The 14,070-nt window shown below is 65.5% G+C and carries 11 protein-coding genes; 8 read left to right on the forward strand and 3 right to left on the reverse strand.

Going from position 1 to position 14,070, the window contains the following annotated elements; translation table 11 throughout:
- Window positions 1-108 precede the first annotated feature (108 nt).
- Window positions 109-1,203, reverse strand: a complete 1,095-nt coding sequence (gene aroC, locus E4O92_RS08815; protein WP_135189402.1) for a chorismate synthase — start codon at window positions 1,201-1,203, stop codon at window positions 109-111.
- Window positions 1,204-1,421: 218 nt separating this feature from the next.
- Here aroC and E4O92_RS08820 point away from each other — a divergent pair, with 218 nt between their 5' ends.
- Window positions 1,422-3,656: a putative bifunctional diguanylate cyclase/phosphodiesterase gene (locus E4O92_RS08820; RefSeq protein ID WP_229483192.1), complete on the forward strand. Its 2,235-nt coding sequence runs from the start codon at window positions 1,422-1,424 to the stop codon at window positions 3,654-3,656.
- 19 nt (window positions 3,657-3,675) lie between these two features.
- Here the strand turns inward: E4O92_RS08820 and E4O92_RS08825 are convergent, their stop codons facing one another.
- The gene (locus tag E4O92_RS08825; RefSeq protein WP_135189403.1) at window positions 3,676-4,128 is read right to left on the reverse strand and encodes a CBS domain-containing protein; all 453 of its coding nucleotides are present in this window, start codon (window positions 4,126-4,128) and stop codon (window positions 3,676-3,678) included.
- Window positions 4,129-4,304: 176 nt separating this feature from the next.
- On the opposite strand from E4O92_RS08825, the gene E4O92_RS08830 reads away from it, so the two are divergent.
- Window positions 4,305-5,615: an O-acetylhomoserine aminocarboxypropyltransferase gene (locus E4O92_RS08830; RefSeq protein ID WP_135189404.1), complete on the forward strand. Its 1,311-nt coding sequence runs from the start codon at window positions 4,305-4,307 to the stop codon at window positions 5,613-5,615.
- A 1-nt stretch (window position 5,616) separates the two neighbouring features.
- Entirely contained in the window at window positions 5,617-6,426 is an 810-nt protein-coding gene (locus tag E4O92_RS08835) for an alpha/beta fold hydrolase (protein WP_135189405.1), read from the forward strand.
- 104 nt (window positions 6,427-6,530) lie between these two features.
- On the opposite strand, the gene E4O92_RS08840 is transcribed toward E4O92_RS08835, so the two are convergent.
- Complete coding sequence (locus tag E4O92_RS08840) at window positions 6,531-7,886, reverse strand: YihY family inner membrane protein (RefSeq protein ID WP_135189406.1); 1,356 nt, start codon at window positions 7,884-7,886, stop codon at window positions 6,531-6,533.
- A gap of 108 nt (window positions 7,887-7,994) precedes the next feature.
- Here E4O92_RS08840 and wrbA point away from each other — a divergent pair, with 108 nt between their 5' ends.
- The 5 genes from wrbA to E4O92_RS08865 are packed head-to-tail and all read left to right on the forward strand — an operon-like array spanning window position 7,995 to window position 14,046.
- A complete protein-coding gene (wrbA, locus tag E4O92_RS08845) occupies window positions 7,995-8,609 on the forward strand; it encodes an NAD(P)H:quinone oxidoreductase (RefSeq protein WP_135189430.1) in 615 nt (204 codons plus the stop codon).
- Window positions 8,609-9,007: a DUF2069 domain-containing protein gene (locus tag E4O92_RS08850; protein WP_135189407.1), complete on the forward strand. Its 399-nt coding sequence runs from the start codon at window positions 8,609-8,611 to the stop codon at window positions 9,005-9,007. Before wrbA ends, E4O92_RS08850 begins: the two co-directional genes overlap by 1 nt.
- Window positions 9,000-10,409, forward strand: a complete 1,410-nt coding sequence (locus tag E4O92_RS08855) for an FAD-binding oxidoreductase (protein ID WP_135189408.1) — start codon at window positions 9,000-9,002, stop codon at window positions 10,407-10,409. Before E4O92_RS08850 ends, E4O92_RS08855 begins: the two co-directional genes overlap by 8 nt.
- 14 nt (window positions 10,410-10,423) lie before the next feature.
- Window positions 10,424-12,976 (forward strand): FtsX-like permease family protein, encoded by a 2,553-nt coding sequence (locus E4O92_RS08860; protein ID WP_135189409.1) that lies wholly within the window; start codon window positions 10,424-10,426, stop codon window positions 12,974-12,976.
- Complete coding sequence (locus tag E4O92_RS08865) at window positions 12,976-14,046, forward strand: lipocalin-like domain-containing protein (RefSeq protein WP_135189410.1); 1,071 nt, start codon at window positions 12,976-12,978, stop codon at window positions 14,044-14,046. Before E4O92_RS08860 ends, E4O92_RS08865 begins: the two co-directional genes overlap by 1 nt.
- Window positions 14,047-14,070: the final 24 nt, after the last annotated feature.

Below are 14,070 nucleotides of genomic sequence, written 5' to 3' on the forward strand. Positions count from 1 at the left end.
TTCATAAGACCCCAGAAAAGTTGGAACTGGTGTCCAACTTTTCTGGGTCAGTTCACTGCGCGGGGACGACGTTTTTGGGCTAACTATTGTCGTGGGGTGCCCGCCGCATCAAGCGATCTTCGGCGTCGTCACACGCACATCGCCGCACTGCGCCCGATGCATCAGCGCGTGATCCATCAGCACCAGCGCGAGCATCGCCTCGGCAATCGGCGTTGCTCGGATGCCCACGCACGGATCATGGCGACCGAACGTCTCGACCATCACCGGATTGCCGGCCTTGTCGATCGAGCGGCGCGGCGTGCGGATCGAGGATGTCGGCTTGATCGCGATCGACACCGTGATGTCCTGCCCCGTCGAGATCCCACCCAGCACGCCGCCGGCGTTATTGCCGACAAATCCTTCCGGAGTCAGCTCGTCGCCGTGCTCCGATCCCTTTTGCACCACCGAGCCGAAGCCGGCGCCAATCTCCACGCCCTTGACCGCGTTAATCCCCATCATCGCATACGCAATGTCGGCATCGAGCTTGTCGTAGATCGGCTGTCCCAGCCCCACCGGCACGCGGCGCGCCACCACGTCGATGCGCGCGCCGACGGAATCGCCGGCCCGGCGCAGCTCGTCCATCGCCGCTTCCATCCGCGCCAGCAGCGCGCAATCCGAGGTCGGCGCGAAGAACGGATTGGCGTGCACGTGTTCCCACGACTCGAACGGCACCTCGATGTCGCCAAGCTGGCTCATGCCGCCCATGAATTCGGTGCCGTAATGCTCGCGCAGCCACTTCTTGGCAATCGCGCCCGCGCCCACCACCGGCGCCGTCAGGCGCGCCGACGAACGGCCGCCGCCGCGCGGGTCGCGCACGCCGTACTTGTGCCAATAGGTGTAATCGGCGTGGCCCGGCCGGAAGGTCTCGACGATGTTGCCGTAGTCCTTGCTGCGCTGGTCCTGGTTCGGGATCAGCAGCGCGATCGGGGTGCCGGTGGTGACGCCCTCGTATACGCCGGACAGGATCTGCACCTGGTCCGGTTCCTGGCGCTGGGTCACGTGGCGCGAGGTGCCCGGCTTGCGGCGGTCCAGCTCGGGCTGGATGTCGCTTTCGGACAGTGTCAGGCCCGGCGGGCAGCCGTCAATGACGCAGCCGATGGCTGGGCCATGCGACTCGCCAAAAGTAGTAACGGAAAACAGCTTGCCAAAAGAATTGCCGGACATGGGTAAGAAAAAAGCAAATTTGGGAAATACACATTCTACCAGCCCGCTGTCTTTCCATGTTTTTGTGCGATTTACCAACAATCTCCACACATTGCAACTAAGTGTTGCTCTACGGCTATATTTTTTACACTTGGCCAATTTCCCGGTTGGATTCCCGGCGATTACGGCTATACTTGGTCCCCGATAAATCTGCCCCGTTATACTTGGAGTTGTCTTTCATGTCCGCAACGAGCGCGCCACTTGGCGCCATGTCCGGCGACCGCGACGATCTGCTGTTTCTCGACGAGCCGCCGGAACCGCCCACCGCTCGCGCCCGCCGTGCATGGCGGGTCATGGTGGTCGACGACGACGCCGACGTGCACTCGACCACCCGGTTCGCGCTGGACAGCCTGGAAGTGCACGGCCGCCCGCTCGAATTCGTGCATGCGTATTCGGCCGAAGAAGCGCGCGCCCAGCTTGAGCACGAAGCGGATTTGGCCGTCATCCTGCTCGACGTGGTGATGGAACAGCCCGACGCCGGGCTGCATTTGGTGCGGCATGTGCGCGAGACGCTCGGGCGCAGCGACGTGCGCATCATCCTGCGCAGCGGCCAGCCCGGCTACGCGCCGGAAATGGACGCGATCCGCGGCTACGACATCAATGACTACCGGACCAAATCCGAGCTGACCCGCGCCAAACTGTATACAGCCGTCGCGGCCGCGATCCGCTCCTACCAGCAGATCCGCATGCTGGAACGGGGGCGCGCAGGCCTCGAGCAGATCGTACAAGCAAGCACGGAGCTGATGGCGCTGCACGGCTTGTCAGCCTTTGCGCACGGGGTGCTGGAACAGGCCGCGGCGCTGATCGGTCAACCGGTCGACGGCGTGTTATGTGCGCCGGCCCAGGGAAGGCTGCAGGCGCTGGCCGCGGCCGGCTCATGCCGCCTGTCGGCAGGCAGAATGCTGGAGGTCGAGCACGCGGCCCTGCTCGATCCCCTGCTGCGTACACTCAAGCAGCGAAGCAGCCTGTACGAATCGCAGCATGCGACCCTCTACCTGCCCGGCAAATCCGGACGCGACTTCGCCGCTTACCTCAAACTGGCCAAGCCGATCGGTGAACTGAAACGGCGCCTGCTTGACGTCTTCGCGCGCAACGTCGCGGTTGGCCTGGACAACGTCGAACTGCTCACGCACCTGAACCAGGCGGCGTTCCACGATCCGCTCACCGGCCTGCCCAACCGCACCCGCCTGGTGGAACTGCTGGACACGCTCCTGACCGGCCGAGGCCGCGCCGCCGCCACGCTGTCGCTGGTCGACATCGACCACTTCGCCGAAACCAATGACGCGCTCGGCCATCACTTCGGCGATCTGCTGCTGGGCGCGGTGGCGCAGCGACTGGTCTCGCGCCTCGATCAGCGCCTGACCGTGGCGCGCGTGGGCAGCGACATCTTCTGCGTGCTGGGCGACGACCGTTCCGTCGATCCGGCCGCGATCCACGCGCTGTTCGCCACGCCATTCACGATCGACAGCCAGGACGTGCAGGTATCGGCGACACTGGGCCTGGTGCGGCTTGGTGAACACGACGGCAACGGCGCCGACGCGCTCAAGGACGCCGACATCGCCCTCAAGCGCGCCAAGACGCAGCGCCGCGGCGGCCACTTCTACTTCACGCGCAGCATGGGCGAGGAGATCCGGACGCGGGTGAACATGATGCACGCGCTGCGCAACGGCTTTCGACGCGGCGAACTGTTCCTGGTGTACCAGCCGCAGGTCTGCCTCGCGCACGGCCGCGCGGAGGGTGCCGAAGCGCTGCTGCGCTGGCGCACCGAAGACGGCAGCCTGGTGCCGCCAGACCGCTTCATCCCGATCGCCGAGTATTCCGGCCTGATCATCGACATCGGCGCCTGGGTGCTGCGCGAGGCCTGCGCCGAACTGGTGCGGCTACGTGCGGCAGGCTACGCCGACTTCATGATGTCGATTAACGTGTCGCAGGTGCAGTTCCGCCACCCGCAATTCCTGGCCATGCTGCGCCGCGCGTTAGATGAGACCGGCGCGCCGCCGCGTTACGTGGAACTGGAAATCACCGAATCGATGGCGATGGAAGAACCGGAAGTGCTGGTCGAACTGCTCGGCGAGATCAAGCGTACCGGCGTCTCGATCGCGATCGACGACTTCGGCACCGGCTTCTCCTCGCTCTCGCACCTGCAGCGGTTGCAGGTAGACCGGCTCAAGATCGACCGCACCTTCGTGACCGAGATTACCGGCTCGGCGCGCGGCAGCAGCATCGCGCAGATGGTGATCCAGCTTGGGCGCAACCTCGGACTGTCGATCGTGGCGGAAGGGGTGGAAGACGACCGGCAGGCCAGGATCCTGCACGAACTCGGATGCCCGCTGGGCCAGGGCTACCTGTTCGCGCAACCGCTGGCGCCGCAGGCCCTGCTGGAGTGGCTGGCCAAGGACGCGGCGCGCACCTGAACGGGCGGGGCCCTGCCCCTCAGTCTTCGGCCTGCTCTTCCGCCGGCCAGTCGCGGATGTAAGCCTTGAGCATGCGGTTCTCGAAGCTTTGCGCTTCCAGCACCGCCTTCGCCACGTCGTAGAAGGAAATCACTCCCAGCAGCGTCTTGGCGTTCATCACCGGCAGGTAGCGCGCGTGCTTTTCCAGCATCATGCGCCGCACCTCATTGATTTCGGTGTCGGGCGTAACCGTGATCGGGCTGTCGTTCATGTGCTTGCGCACGGTGCCGGCCCCAACCGAGCCGCCATTCGCGTGCACCGCCTTGATCACCTCGCGGAAGGTGAGCATGCCCACCAGGTCGCCATATTCCATGACCACCAGCGAGCCGATGTCCTTTTCGGACATCGTATTGACCGCCTCGACCAGCGGCGTGTCGGGGGTTACGGTGTACAGGATGTTGCCCTTCACCTGCAAAATTTCCGAGACTTTCATGATTGGCCACCCTGTTTGGTGAAAAAACGTTTTGAAGATGTAGCTTGTGTATCAGGCAATTTAGCGTAAGGCGCACAGAAAATCCAGCCTTGCGACAGATCATACCCACATGGCGCGGGCGAAATAGTGAATAGATGCTACGATGCGCGCATCGCAGATTTATTGATGAGCCAACCATGAGCGGACCACAATATCCCGGTTTCGACACCCTGGCGCTGCACGCTGGCGCCGCTCCCGATCCGGCCACCGGCGCGCGCGCCACGCCGATCTACTTCACCTCCTCGTTCAATTTCCGCGACTCGGACCATGCGGCGTCGCTGTTCAACATGGAACGCGCCGGCCACGTCTACTCGCGCATCTCGAACCCGACCAACGCGGTCCTCGAAGAACGCATCGCCGCGCTGGAAGGCGGCGTGGCCGGCATCGCCACCGCCAGTGGCCAGGCCGCGCTGCACCTGGGCTTGTGCACCATCGCCGGGGCCGGTTCGCACATCGTCGCTTCACGTGCGCTGTACGGCGGCTCGCACAACCTGCTCGCCTACACGCTCAAACGCTTCGGCATCGACACCACTTTCGTCGACCCGCGCGACCTGGACGCCTGGCGCGCGGCGATCCGGCCCAACACACGTGTGCTGATCGCCGAATCGCTCGGCAATCCTGGCCTGGAAGTGCTGGACGTGCCGCGCGTGGCCGAACTCGCGCATGAACACGACCTGCCGCTGATGCTCGACTCGACCTTCACCACGCCCTATCTGCTGCGGCCGTTCGAGCACGGGGCCGACCTCGTGATCCACTCCGCGACCAAGTTCCTGTGCGGTCACGGCACCGCGATCGGCGGCCTGCTGGTGGACGGTGGCACCTTCGACTGGCAGCGCGCGTACCAGCGCACCGGCCGCTTTGCCGAACTGTGCGAGCCGTACGAAGGCTTTCACGGCATGGTGTTTGCCGAGGAATCGACCGTCGGCGCGTTCGCATTGCGCGCGCGGCGCGAAGGGCTGCGCGATTTTGGCGCGGTCATGAGTCCCCATAACGCGTTCGCCATTTTGCAGGGCATCGAAACGCTCGCGCTGCGCATGGATCGCCACGTCGTCAACGCGCGCAAAGTTGTCGAATTCCTGGCGAGCCACCCAGCGGTCGAATCGGTGACCTGGCCCGAACTCGAATCGCATCCAGATTACGAGCTCGCCAAACGCCTGCTGCCGAACGGCTGCGGCGCCGTGTTTACCTTCAGCCTCAAGGGAGACCGCGCGGCCGGCACGCGCTTCGTCGAAAGTCTGAAAGTGTTCTCGCACCTGGCAAACGTGGGCGATGCCAAGTCACTCGTGATCCATCCGGCCTCCACCACGCATTTGCGCGTGCCCGCCGACCAACTGGCGGCCGCGGGCATCACCGAAGGCACCATACGCCTGTCGGTCGGCCTGGAAGATCCGGACGACCTGATCGAAGACGTCGCACGCAGCCTCAAGCTGGCGCAGAAAGGAGCCTGACGTGATCCTCGACGTACATGGCAAAACGACCTACTGCTACACCGGCGGCAAACCGTTCGACCCATCGCTGCGCACAATCGTATTCATCCACGGCGCGCAGAACGACCACTCGGTCTGGGCGCTGCAGACCCGCTACTTTGCCCACCATGGATTCGGCGTGCTGGCGCTCGACCTGCCCGGCCACGGGCGCAGCAGCGGTCCGGCACTCGAAAGCGTGGAGGCGATGGCCGACTGGCTGCTGGCATTGCTGGACGCGGCAGGCGTAGAGCGCGCGCTGCTCGCCGGCCACAGCATGGGGTCGCTGATTGCGCTCGAAGCCTCCCATCGCGCGCCCGATCGGGTTACGGGCCTTGCGCTGCTCGGCACCACTTATCCGATGAAGGTGTCCGAGTCGCTGCTCGAGACTTCGCGCAGCGATGAATCGCGCGCGATCGACATGGTGAACATCTGGTCGCACTCTACGATTGCGCCCAAGCCCTCGTGTCCCGGTCCCGGTTTTTCAGTGATGGGCGGCTCGCAGCGCTTGATGCAGCGGATGTCGCAACTCAATCCTGAGCACCTGTTCTATACTGACTTCACCGCCTGTAACGCGTATGTTCACGGCGAGGCGGCTGCTACGGCAGCGCGCTGCCCGGCACTGTTCATCCTCGGCACCCGTGACGTGATGACCCCGCCCCGTTCTACCAAGCTGCTCACCAGTGCGATGGCTCACGCAAGCGTCGTTCATGTCGACGCTGGGCATCAGATGATGGCAGAGCAGCCGGACGCCGTGCTGGACGCGCTGTACGGCTTTGCGTGCGCGAAAAAATAAGGAATGTCAGGGTGGCTGAATGCGGACCATCGTAGGGTGCGCACCTGTGCGCACGCGGTACGGCTGTGCGAAGTTAGCGTCCGCGTGCGCACGGAGTGCGCACCCTACGCCTCCGGCTGGCTGTACGATTGCGCGGAGTGTTCGGGCACCTGCTCATTACCGCCAAAGTGCTCGGCCAGCGTCTGCCCCAGCCCGCGCTCCACCGTCGCCTCCACCTGCCGGGCAAGATCGACCGTATCAAGCGCAAGCGGCGAAGCCGGCCCATTCCCTGTCGTCGGCCCTTCTCCCGCCACGCCGAACACGAACAGCCGGTACACATCCGCCAGCTTGATCTTGGCAGGATCAACCAGCAGCACCCAGCTATCCGCACTCTCGCGCCCGCCCACGCCCCAACGCGCGCGTGCCGACGCCTCGTTCTGCACCCGCCCCACCCAGCCGGCCGCCACCATCTGTTCGAGCAGCCTGCTCATCTCGTCGTAACCGATCCTGGTATGCGCCCGGATCGCTGCCGACGACACCAGCGCAGTCCCGCTCAGTTGGGCGCAGCCATACAGCACCTTGAGGATCGCCATCGCATCGACGAACGCTGCACCCGGCGCCGGCTCATGCCACCACCGCTCATACTTCACCACCGGCAGCGCGGCGGCCAGCACCGCGCCCCCCAGCGTGATCATCCACGACACGTAAATCCACACCAGGAACAGCGGCAGCGCGGCCAGCGCGCCATAGATGATCGCGTAGGTCGGAAACTGGCGGATGAAGACGCCGAACACGCGCTTGGCGATCTCGAACGCGATTGCAGCGACCAGCCCGCCCCACATCGCGTCGCGCCAGTCGACGTAACGGTTCGGCACGGTCATGTAAAGCAGCGTGTAGGCGCCGGTGGTCAGTCCCAGCGACACCAGCGTGGTGAACACTGTGCCGATGACCGGCAGCTTGCCGAGCCAGCCAGTGGCGGTGAAGATTTGCGATGTGACCGTCAGCGACAGGCCGAACAGCAAGGGACCGAGCGTGATCAGCGCCCAGTAGATCAGCACCCGCTGCATCACCGGACGCGGGCGGCGCACGCGCCAGATCTGGTTGAACACGCGTTCGATCATGCCCATCATCGCGGTCGACGCGAACAGCAGCACCACCGCACCGAGCGCCGATAGTCCGGTGGCCTTGCTCGCGAACTGGTTCAGGTTCGAAAGGATCGTATTGGAGATCGCCTTGGGCATCACCGTCTGCACGAAATAGTGATCGAGCGCGGTGCGGAACTGGGCGAAGATCGGAAATGTCGTAAAGATGGCGAGCACGATGGTGAGCAGCGGCACCAACGCCAGCGTGGTGGTGAAGGTCAGGCTGCCTGCAACTTGCGGCATCTTCTCCTCGCGCAGGCGGCGCCGCGCGAAGCGCACCAGGTCGCGCACCTCATCCCATGTCAGGCCGCGCACCTTGTCGACGCTGACATTGAACATTTCGCTCGTGGAACGGGAAATCGATGAGACGGTCTTGGATAGCATGGATCGAAAAAATGGGGTCGCGCCCGGGCGTGTCACTCTGCAAAGCACCCTATAATACCAATGATGAACCCAACCAACCTGATAATTCTCGTACTTTATTATTCGCGCCATGGCGCGACCCGCAAGCTGGCCGAACTGATTGCGCAAGGCATCGACAGCGTACCCGGTGCCGAGGCACGGCTGCGCACGGTACCGGCAGTGTCCACCGTCGCCGAGGCGGTGGCGCCGGACGTGCCGGCCAGTGGCTCGCCGTACGTCGAACTGGAGGACCTGACCGAATGCGCCGGTCTGGCGCTGGGCTCGCCTACGCGCTTTGGCAATATGGCGTCCGCGATGAAATACTTTTGGGACGGCACCGCAACCGATTGGGTATCGGGCACACTTTCGGGCAAACCGGCGGTAGTATTCACATCGACTGGCAGCCTGCATGGCGGCCAGGAGGCAACCTTGCTGTCGATGATGATTCCGCTGCTGCACCACGGCATGCTGGTGATGGGACTACCCTACACCCATCCCGAATTGATGAATACGGCCAGCGGCGGCAGCCCTTACGGGGCAACGCACTGGGCCGGAATCGACGGCGACAAGCCGGTCACGGATGATGAAAAGCGGCTCGCGGTCGCACTCGGGAGACGATTGGCATCCGCAGCTGTCAAACTGCACGGGAATACACGCTGATGCAAACCGCAAGGTACTTCCATGCCGGCGCCCTCGCGAGCCTGGTCCTGCTGATCTGCTGGCTGATCGCGTGGGAAGCCTTCATCGCCCCCGTCTATCCGGGCGGGTGGCTGCTGGCGCTCAAGGCGCTGCCGCTCTTGATCCCGCTGCGTGGCGTGATCAAGCGCGAGCTCTACACACTGCAGTGGTCATCGATGCTGATCCTGCTCTATTTCGCAGAAGGCGTGGTGCGCGCCTATGCCGACCAGGACGCGCATTCGCGCATGATGGCGTTGGGCGAAATTGTGCTCTCGATCGTGTATTTTGCCTGCGCCCTGCTGTATCTGCGCCCCTATAAACAGGCCGCCAAGCGGATGGCAAAGGAGCTTCTGGACAAGGTCAAAGTTCCGCATGACTGACGAATTCCTCAGGCGCTGCAGCGACATTGCCGGCACCACGCATGTGCTGACCACGCTTGACGACATGGCGCCCTACCTCACCGACTGGCGCCGACGCTTCACCGGCAAGGCACGCGCTGTGCTCCTGCCCGGCGACAGCTTTGAGGTCGCGCGGCTGGTCAAGGCTTGCGCGGACTATCGCGTGCCGCTGGTGCCGCAAGGCGGCAGGACCGGTCTTGTGCTGGGCAGCGTGCCGGACGCGAGCGGAGAAGCGGTGGTGCTCTCGCTCAAGCGCCTGAACCGGATTCGCGCACTCGACACCGTCAACCGCACCATCACCGTCGATGCCGGCGCCATCCTGTACCACGTGCAGCAAGCCGCACGCGAGGCCGGCCTGCTGTTTCCGCTGTCGCTGGCGGCAGAAGGCAGTTGCACAATCGGCGGCAACCTTGCGACCAATGCCGGCGGCACCGCGGTGCTGCGCTACGGGAATACGCGCGAACTGTGTCTGGGAATCGAAGCCGTCACCCCGCACGGCGACATCTGGGATGGCTTACGCGGCCTGCGCAAGGACAATACCGGCTATGACCTGCGTGACCTCTTCATCGGGGCCGAAGGCACGCTGGGCGTGATCACCGGCGCCGTGATGAAGCTCTATCCGCAGCCAAAGGCAGCGATCACCGCCCTGGTTGCGGTCGGTTCCCCGCAGCGCGCGCTGGAACTGCTCACGCTGATGCAGGACGATTGCGGCCCCAGCCTGACCGGCTTCGAACTGATGTCGGACTTCTGCCTGCGGCTGGTCGCAAGCCATTTCCCGCAACTGCCACGGCCGTTTGCGACACATCATCCGCAGTACGTTCTTGTCGAACTATCGAGCAATGAGTCCGAGCAGCATGCTGCCAGGCTGCTCGAAACGGCCATCGCCAGCGCAATCGCCGCGGGCATCGCCGACGACGCCGTCATGGCCACGTCAATCGCCCAGTCGCAAGCCCTGTGGCAACTGCGCGAGCATGTCCCGCTGGCGCAGGCCGTCGCCGGCAAAAACATCAAGCATGACATCTCGCTGCCGATCTCACGCATTGGCGACTTTCTCGCGGCCACCGACGCCAAGTTGCACAAGGCGTTTCCCGGCGTCCAGCTCGTGACCTTTGGGCACCTAGGTGACGGCAACTTGCACTACAACGTGGCGCCACCAATCGGCGTGCCGCACGAAGACTTCCTGGCCAACCAGCACGCCATCAACCGAATCGTGCACGACAGCGTCGACGCATTCGACGGTTCGATTTCGGCGGAGCATGGCATTGGCGCGCTCAAGCGCGACGAACTGCCACGCTACAAGACAGAAGTCGAGCTGAACATGATGCGCGCCATCAAGGCCGCTCTCGACCCGCTCGGCATTATGAACCCTGGCAAAATTCTTTGAACCAGGGAGAGTCCATGTTCCGGTCGCTCGGCGCCCTGACACGCTGGCTGCTGTTGAGCGAATGGCGCGCGCACCCGCTGCGCGCCGTCGTCGCGATTGCCGCCATCGCGGTGGGTGTCGCGATGGGCTTTGCCATCCACCTTATCAACGCCGCCGCATTCAATGAATTCTCGGCCGCGATCAAAAGCCTCGCCGGACAGGCCGACGTCCAGGTCACCGGCCGCGAGGCGCTGTTCGACGAATCGGTCTACCCGCGCCTGGCCCGGCACGAGGCAGTAGCACTGGCCTCGCCGGTGCTCGAGGTGGACGCGGCCATCCCGGGCCTGAAAGGCAGCCTCAAGATCATCGGGCTCGACGCCTTCAGGGCTGCCGGCATCTCGCCTGACCTGCTCGGTGTGGCGGGACAGGGCCGCCAGATCGATGTGCTGCGCGAAGACACCGTGTTCCTGTCGCCCGCCGCCCAAGCCTGGACCGGCAAGCGCCCGGGCGATACGCTGCGGCTGCGCGCCGGCACACATGACTTTGAGCTGCGCGTGGCCGGGCCAGTGGCGCACGCGCGCGCCGGCCAGCGCATCGGCGTGATGGACATCGGCGCCGCGCAGTGGCGCTTCGACAAGCTCGGCAAACTCTCGCGCATCGACCTCAAGCTGGCGGAAGGGGTGAACCGCGACGCATTCCAGCGCAAGCTGGCGGGCGAACTGGAGCGCGACTACCCGGGACGCTTTAACGTCGGCCAGCCCAACGATGCCGACCAGGAGACCCGCAACAACCACCTCTCGCGCGCCTACCGGGTGAACCTGACCGTGCTCGCGCTGGTAGCCCTGTTCACCGGCGCCTTCCTTGTGTTCTCGACCCAGGCGCTGGCGGTGCTGCGCCGGCGCAGCCAGTTCGCGCTGCTGCGCGTGCTCGGCATGGAACGCCGCAGCCTGCTGCGTCAAGTGCTGCTGGAAGGCGCGAGCCTGGGACTGGTCGGCGCGCTGCTTGGCATCGGCGGCGGCTATGCGCTGGCCGCTGCCGCGCTGCGGCTGTTCGGCGGCGACCTGGGCGCCGGCTATTTTTCCGGCGAGCGCCCCAGCGTGCAGTTCGCACCCTTTGCTGCCGCCGTTTACTTTGCACTCGGCCTGGCCGTCGCTCTGCTGGGCTGCCTCGCCCCCGCGCTCGAAGCGGCCCGCGCCAAGCCCGCCATCGCGCTCAAGTCTGGCGCCGACGAATCCGCGCTCGCGGGCCTGGCCCGTGCATGGCCCGCTCTGCTGGCGATCGCCGTCGCAGTGCTGTTCACCTTCGCCCCGCCGGTGTTCGAGCTGCCCCTGTTCGGCTACCTGGCGATCGCGCTGCTGCTGGTCGGCGGCATCGGCCTGATGCCGCGCCTGGCGCGCGACGTGTTCCGGCTGATGAACCGCGCCCTGCAACGCCGCACCGGGCACTACCCGGTACTCTCGCTCGCGCTCGCGCGCCTGGCCAATGCCCCCGGCCAGGCTGCCATCGGACTGGGCGGGGTGCTGGCCAGCTTCAGCCTGATGGTCGCGATGGGCATCATGGTGGCGAGCTTTCGAATTTCAGTGGACCACTGGATGCTGCACATCCTGCCCGCCGACCTGTACCTGCGCACCGCGAGCGGCGGAAATACTGCGGGACTGGGCGAGGCCGAACAGGCTGCGATCGCGGCCACCCCGGGAGTGGCGCAGGCCAGGTTCCTGCGCACCCGGCCGCTGTCACTGGAGGCAGATCGCCCGAACGTCACGCTGATCGCGCGCGACATCGACGCGCACGATCCCGGCAAGCTGCTCGACCTGGTCGGGGCCGGCGCAACGGTGCCCCACGGCGCCCGGCCGGCCTGGGTATCGGAGGCGATGGTGGACCTGTACGGCGCACGGGTCGGCCACACGTTGCGCCTTCCGCTGGGCGGCCAGAGCGCCGAGTTTTTCGTCGCCGGGGTGTGGCGCGACTACGCCAACCAGAGTGGCTCGGTGGTCGTGCGGCTCCCGGACTATCGCGCTCTGACCGGCGAACGGCAAGTGACCGACGCCGCGCTCTGGACCGCCCCTGGCACCAGCGTCGACCAATTGGTGCAGCGGCTGCGCGCCCTGCAGTTCGGCCCGGCCCTGCAGTTCGCGAGCCCGGGCGAAATCCGCGACGCGAGCCTCAAAATCTTCGACCGCAGCTTCGCCGTGACCTACCTGCTCGAAGCGATCGCAATCGCCATCGGCTTGAGCGGCGTGGCAGCGACCTTCTCGGCCCAGACGCTGTCGCGCGCGAAGGAATTCGGCATGCTGCGCCACGTCGGGGTCACACGCGGCCAGGTGCTGCGCATCCTCGCTCTCGAAGGCGGCCTGTTGACCGCGCTGGGCGTGGCCTGCGGCTTCGCGCTTGGGCTGGTCATCAGCCTGGTCCTGGTATTCGTCATCAACCCGCAGTCGTTCCACTGGACCATGCAGCTGCACCTTCCCCTTCCCCTGCTCGCCGCCGTCGCCGCGGTGCTGGTGGCCGCTTCGATCGCCACCGCGCTGGTGTCCGGGCGCTTTGCGTTGACCGGCGGCCCGGTGCGCGCGGTCAGGGAGGACTGGTAATGCGCATCCTGTCCGCGCTCCTGCTGCTGTTCGCGTGCGCGCTTTGCAGTGCCGCTGGCCCCGTCTATCCGCCGGTCACGCCCGTCCACGCGCTGGACTTCCCGTCCGACTTCGGCGCGCACCCCGCCTTTCGCACCGAATGGTGGTACGTCACCGGCTGGTTAAAAACGAAGGGCGGCAAGCCACTCGGCTTTCAGGTCACGTTCTTCCGCAGCCGGCCCGAGATCGACCAGTCCAACCCGAGCGCGTTCGCGCCCAAGCAGCTGATCATCGGCCACGCGGCCCTGTCCGACCCGGGCGTGGGCCGCCTGGTGCACGACCAGCGCAGCGCGCGCGAAGGCTTCGGACTGGCGTACGCCAAAACCGGCGACACCGACATCAGGGCGGGCGACTGGACCATGGTGCGCCTGGCAGACGGCCGCTACCAGGTCGGCGTGCGCGGGCGCGAGCTCACGCTCGACCTGGTCCTCGCGCCAACCCAGCCGCCACTGATACAAGGCGAGCACGGCTACTCGCGCAAGGGGCCGCGTCCGGAATACGCGAGCTACTACTACAGCCAGCCGCAGCTTGCGGTGCGCGGCACTGTCGCGCACGCCGGCACGCATCCAATAGAGGTCAGCGGCGACGCCTGGCTCGACCACGAATGGTCGAGCACCGTCCTGATGCCGCAAGCGGCGGGCTGGGACTGGATCGGCGCGAATCTCGACGACGGCAGCGCGCTCATGGCCTTCCAGATCCGTTCGAAACAAGGTGGTAAACTGTGGGCGCACGCAACTGTGCGCGACGCGTCGGGAAAAGTGACGCAATATGCGCCGGACGATGTCAGCTTCGCACCGCAGGCGCAATGGAAGTCGCCGCGAACCGAAGCCGTTTACCCGGTGGCCACCACGATCACGACAGGCGCCACGCGCTGGCGGATCCAGCCCCTGCAGCAGGACCAGGAACTCGACTCGCGCCGTTCGACCGGCGCCGTGTACTGGGAAGGCGCGGTGCGGGTCGCGCGCGACGGCGTCCCGGCGGGGCACGGCTACCTCGAGCTCACCGGCTACGTCGACCCGATGAAACTGTGAATCACCCAGAACAACAAGCATTGA

This window comes from Massilia horti (genome assembly GCF_004614195.1).
GTDB lineage: Bacteria > Pseudomonadota > Gammaproteobacteria > Burkholderiales > Burkholderiaceae_D > Telluria > Telluria horti.

Excerpts from the sequence above, each read along its gene's own strand:
- E4O92_RS08850 (WP_135189407.1), top strand. The coding sequence starts at position 8,609 with ATGCAAACCGCAAGGTACTTCCATGCCGGCGCCCTCGCGAGCCTGGTC.
- E4O92_RS08840 (WP_135189406.1), bottom strand. The coding sequence starts at position 7,886 with ATGTTCAATGTCAGCGTCGACAAGGTGCGCGGCCTGACATGGGATGAG.
- E4O92_RS08825 (WP_135189403.1), bottom strand. The coding sequence starts at position 4,128 with ATGAAAGTCTCGGAAATTTTGCAGGTGAAGGGCAACATCCTGTACACC.
- wrbA (WP_135189430.1), top strand. The coding sequence starts at position 7,995 with ATGAACCCAACCAACCTGATAATTCTCGTACTTTATTATTCGCGCCAT.
- E4O92_RS08855 (WP_135189408.1), top strand. The coding sequence starts at position 9,000 with ATGACTGACGAATTCCTCAGGCGCTGCAGCGACATTGCCGGCACCACG.
- E4O92_RS08820 (WP_229483192.1), top strand. The coding sequence starts at position 1,422 with ATGTCCGCAACGAGCGCGCCACTTGGCGCCATGTCCGGCGACCGCGAC.
- E4O92_RS08830 (WP_135189404.1), top strand. The coding sequence starts at position 4,305 with ATGAGCGGACCACAATATCCCGGTTTCGACACCCTGGCGCTGCACGCT.
- E4O92_RS08865 (WP_135189410.1), top strand. The coding sequence starts at position 12,976 with ATGCGCATCCTGTCCGCGCTCCTGCTGCTGTTCGCGTGCGCGCTTTGC.
- E4O92_RS08860 (WP_135189409.1), top strand. The coding sequence starts at position 10,424 with ATGTTCCGGTCGCTCGGCGCCCTGACACGCTGGCTGCTGTTGAGCGAA.
- aroC (WP_135189402.1), bottom strand. The coding sequence starts at position 1,203 with ATGTCCGGCAATTCTTTTGGCAAGCTGTTTTCCGTTACTACTTTTGGC.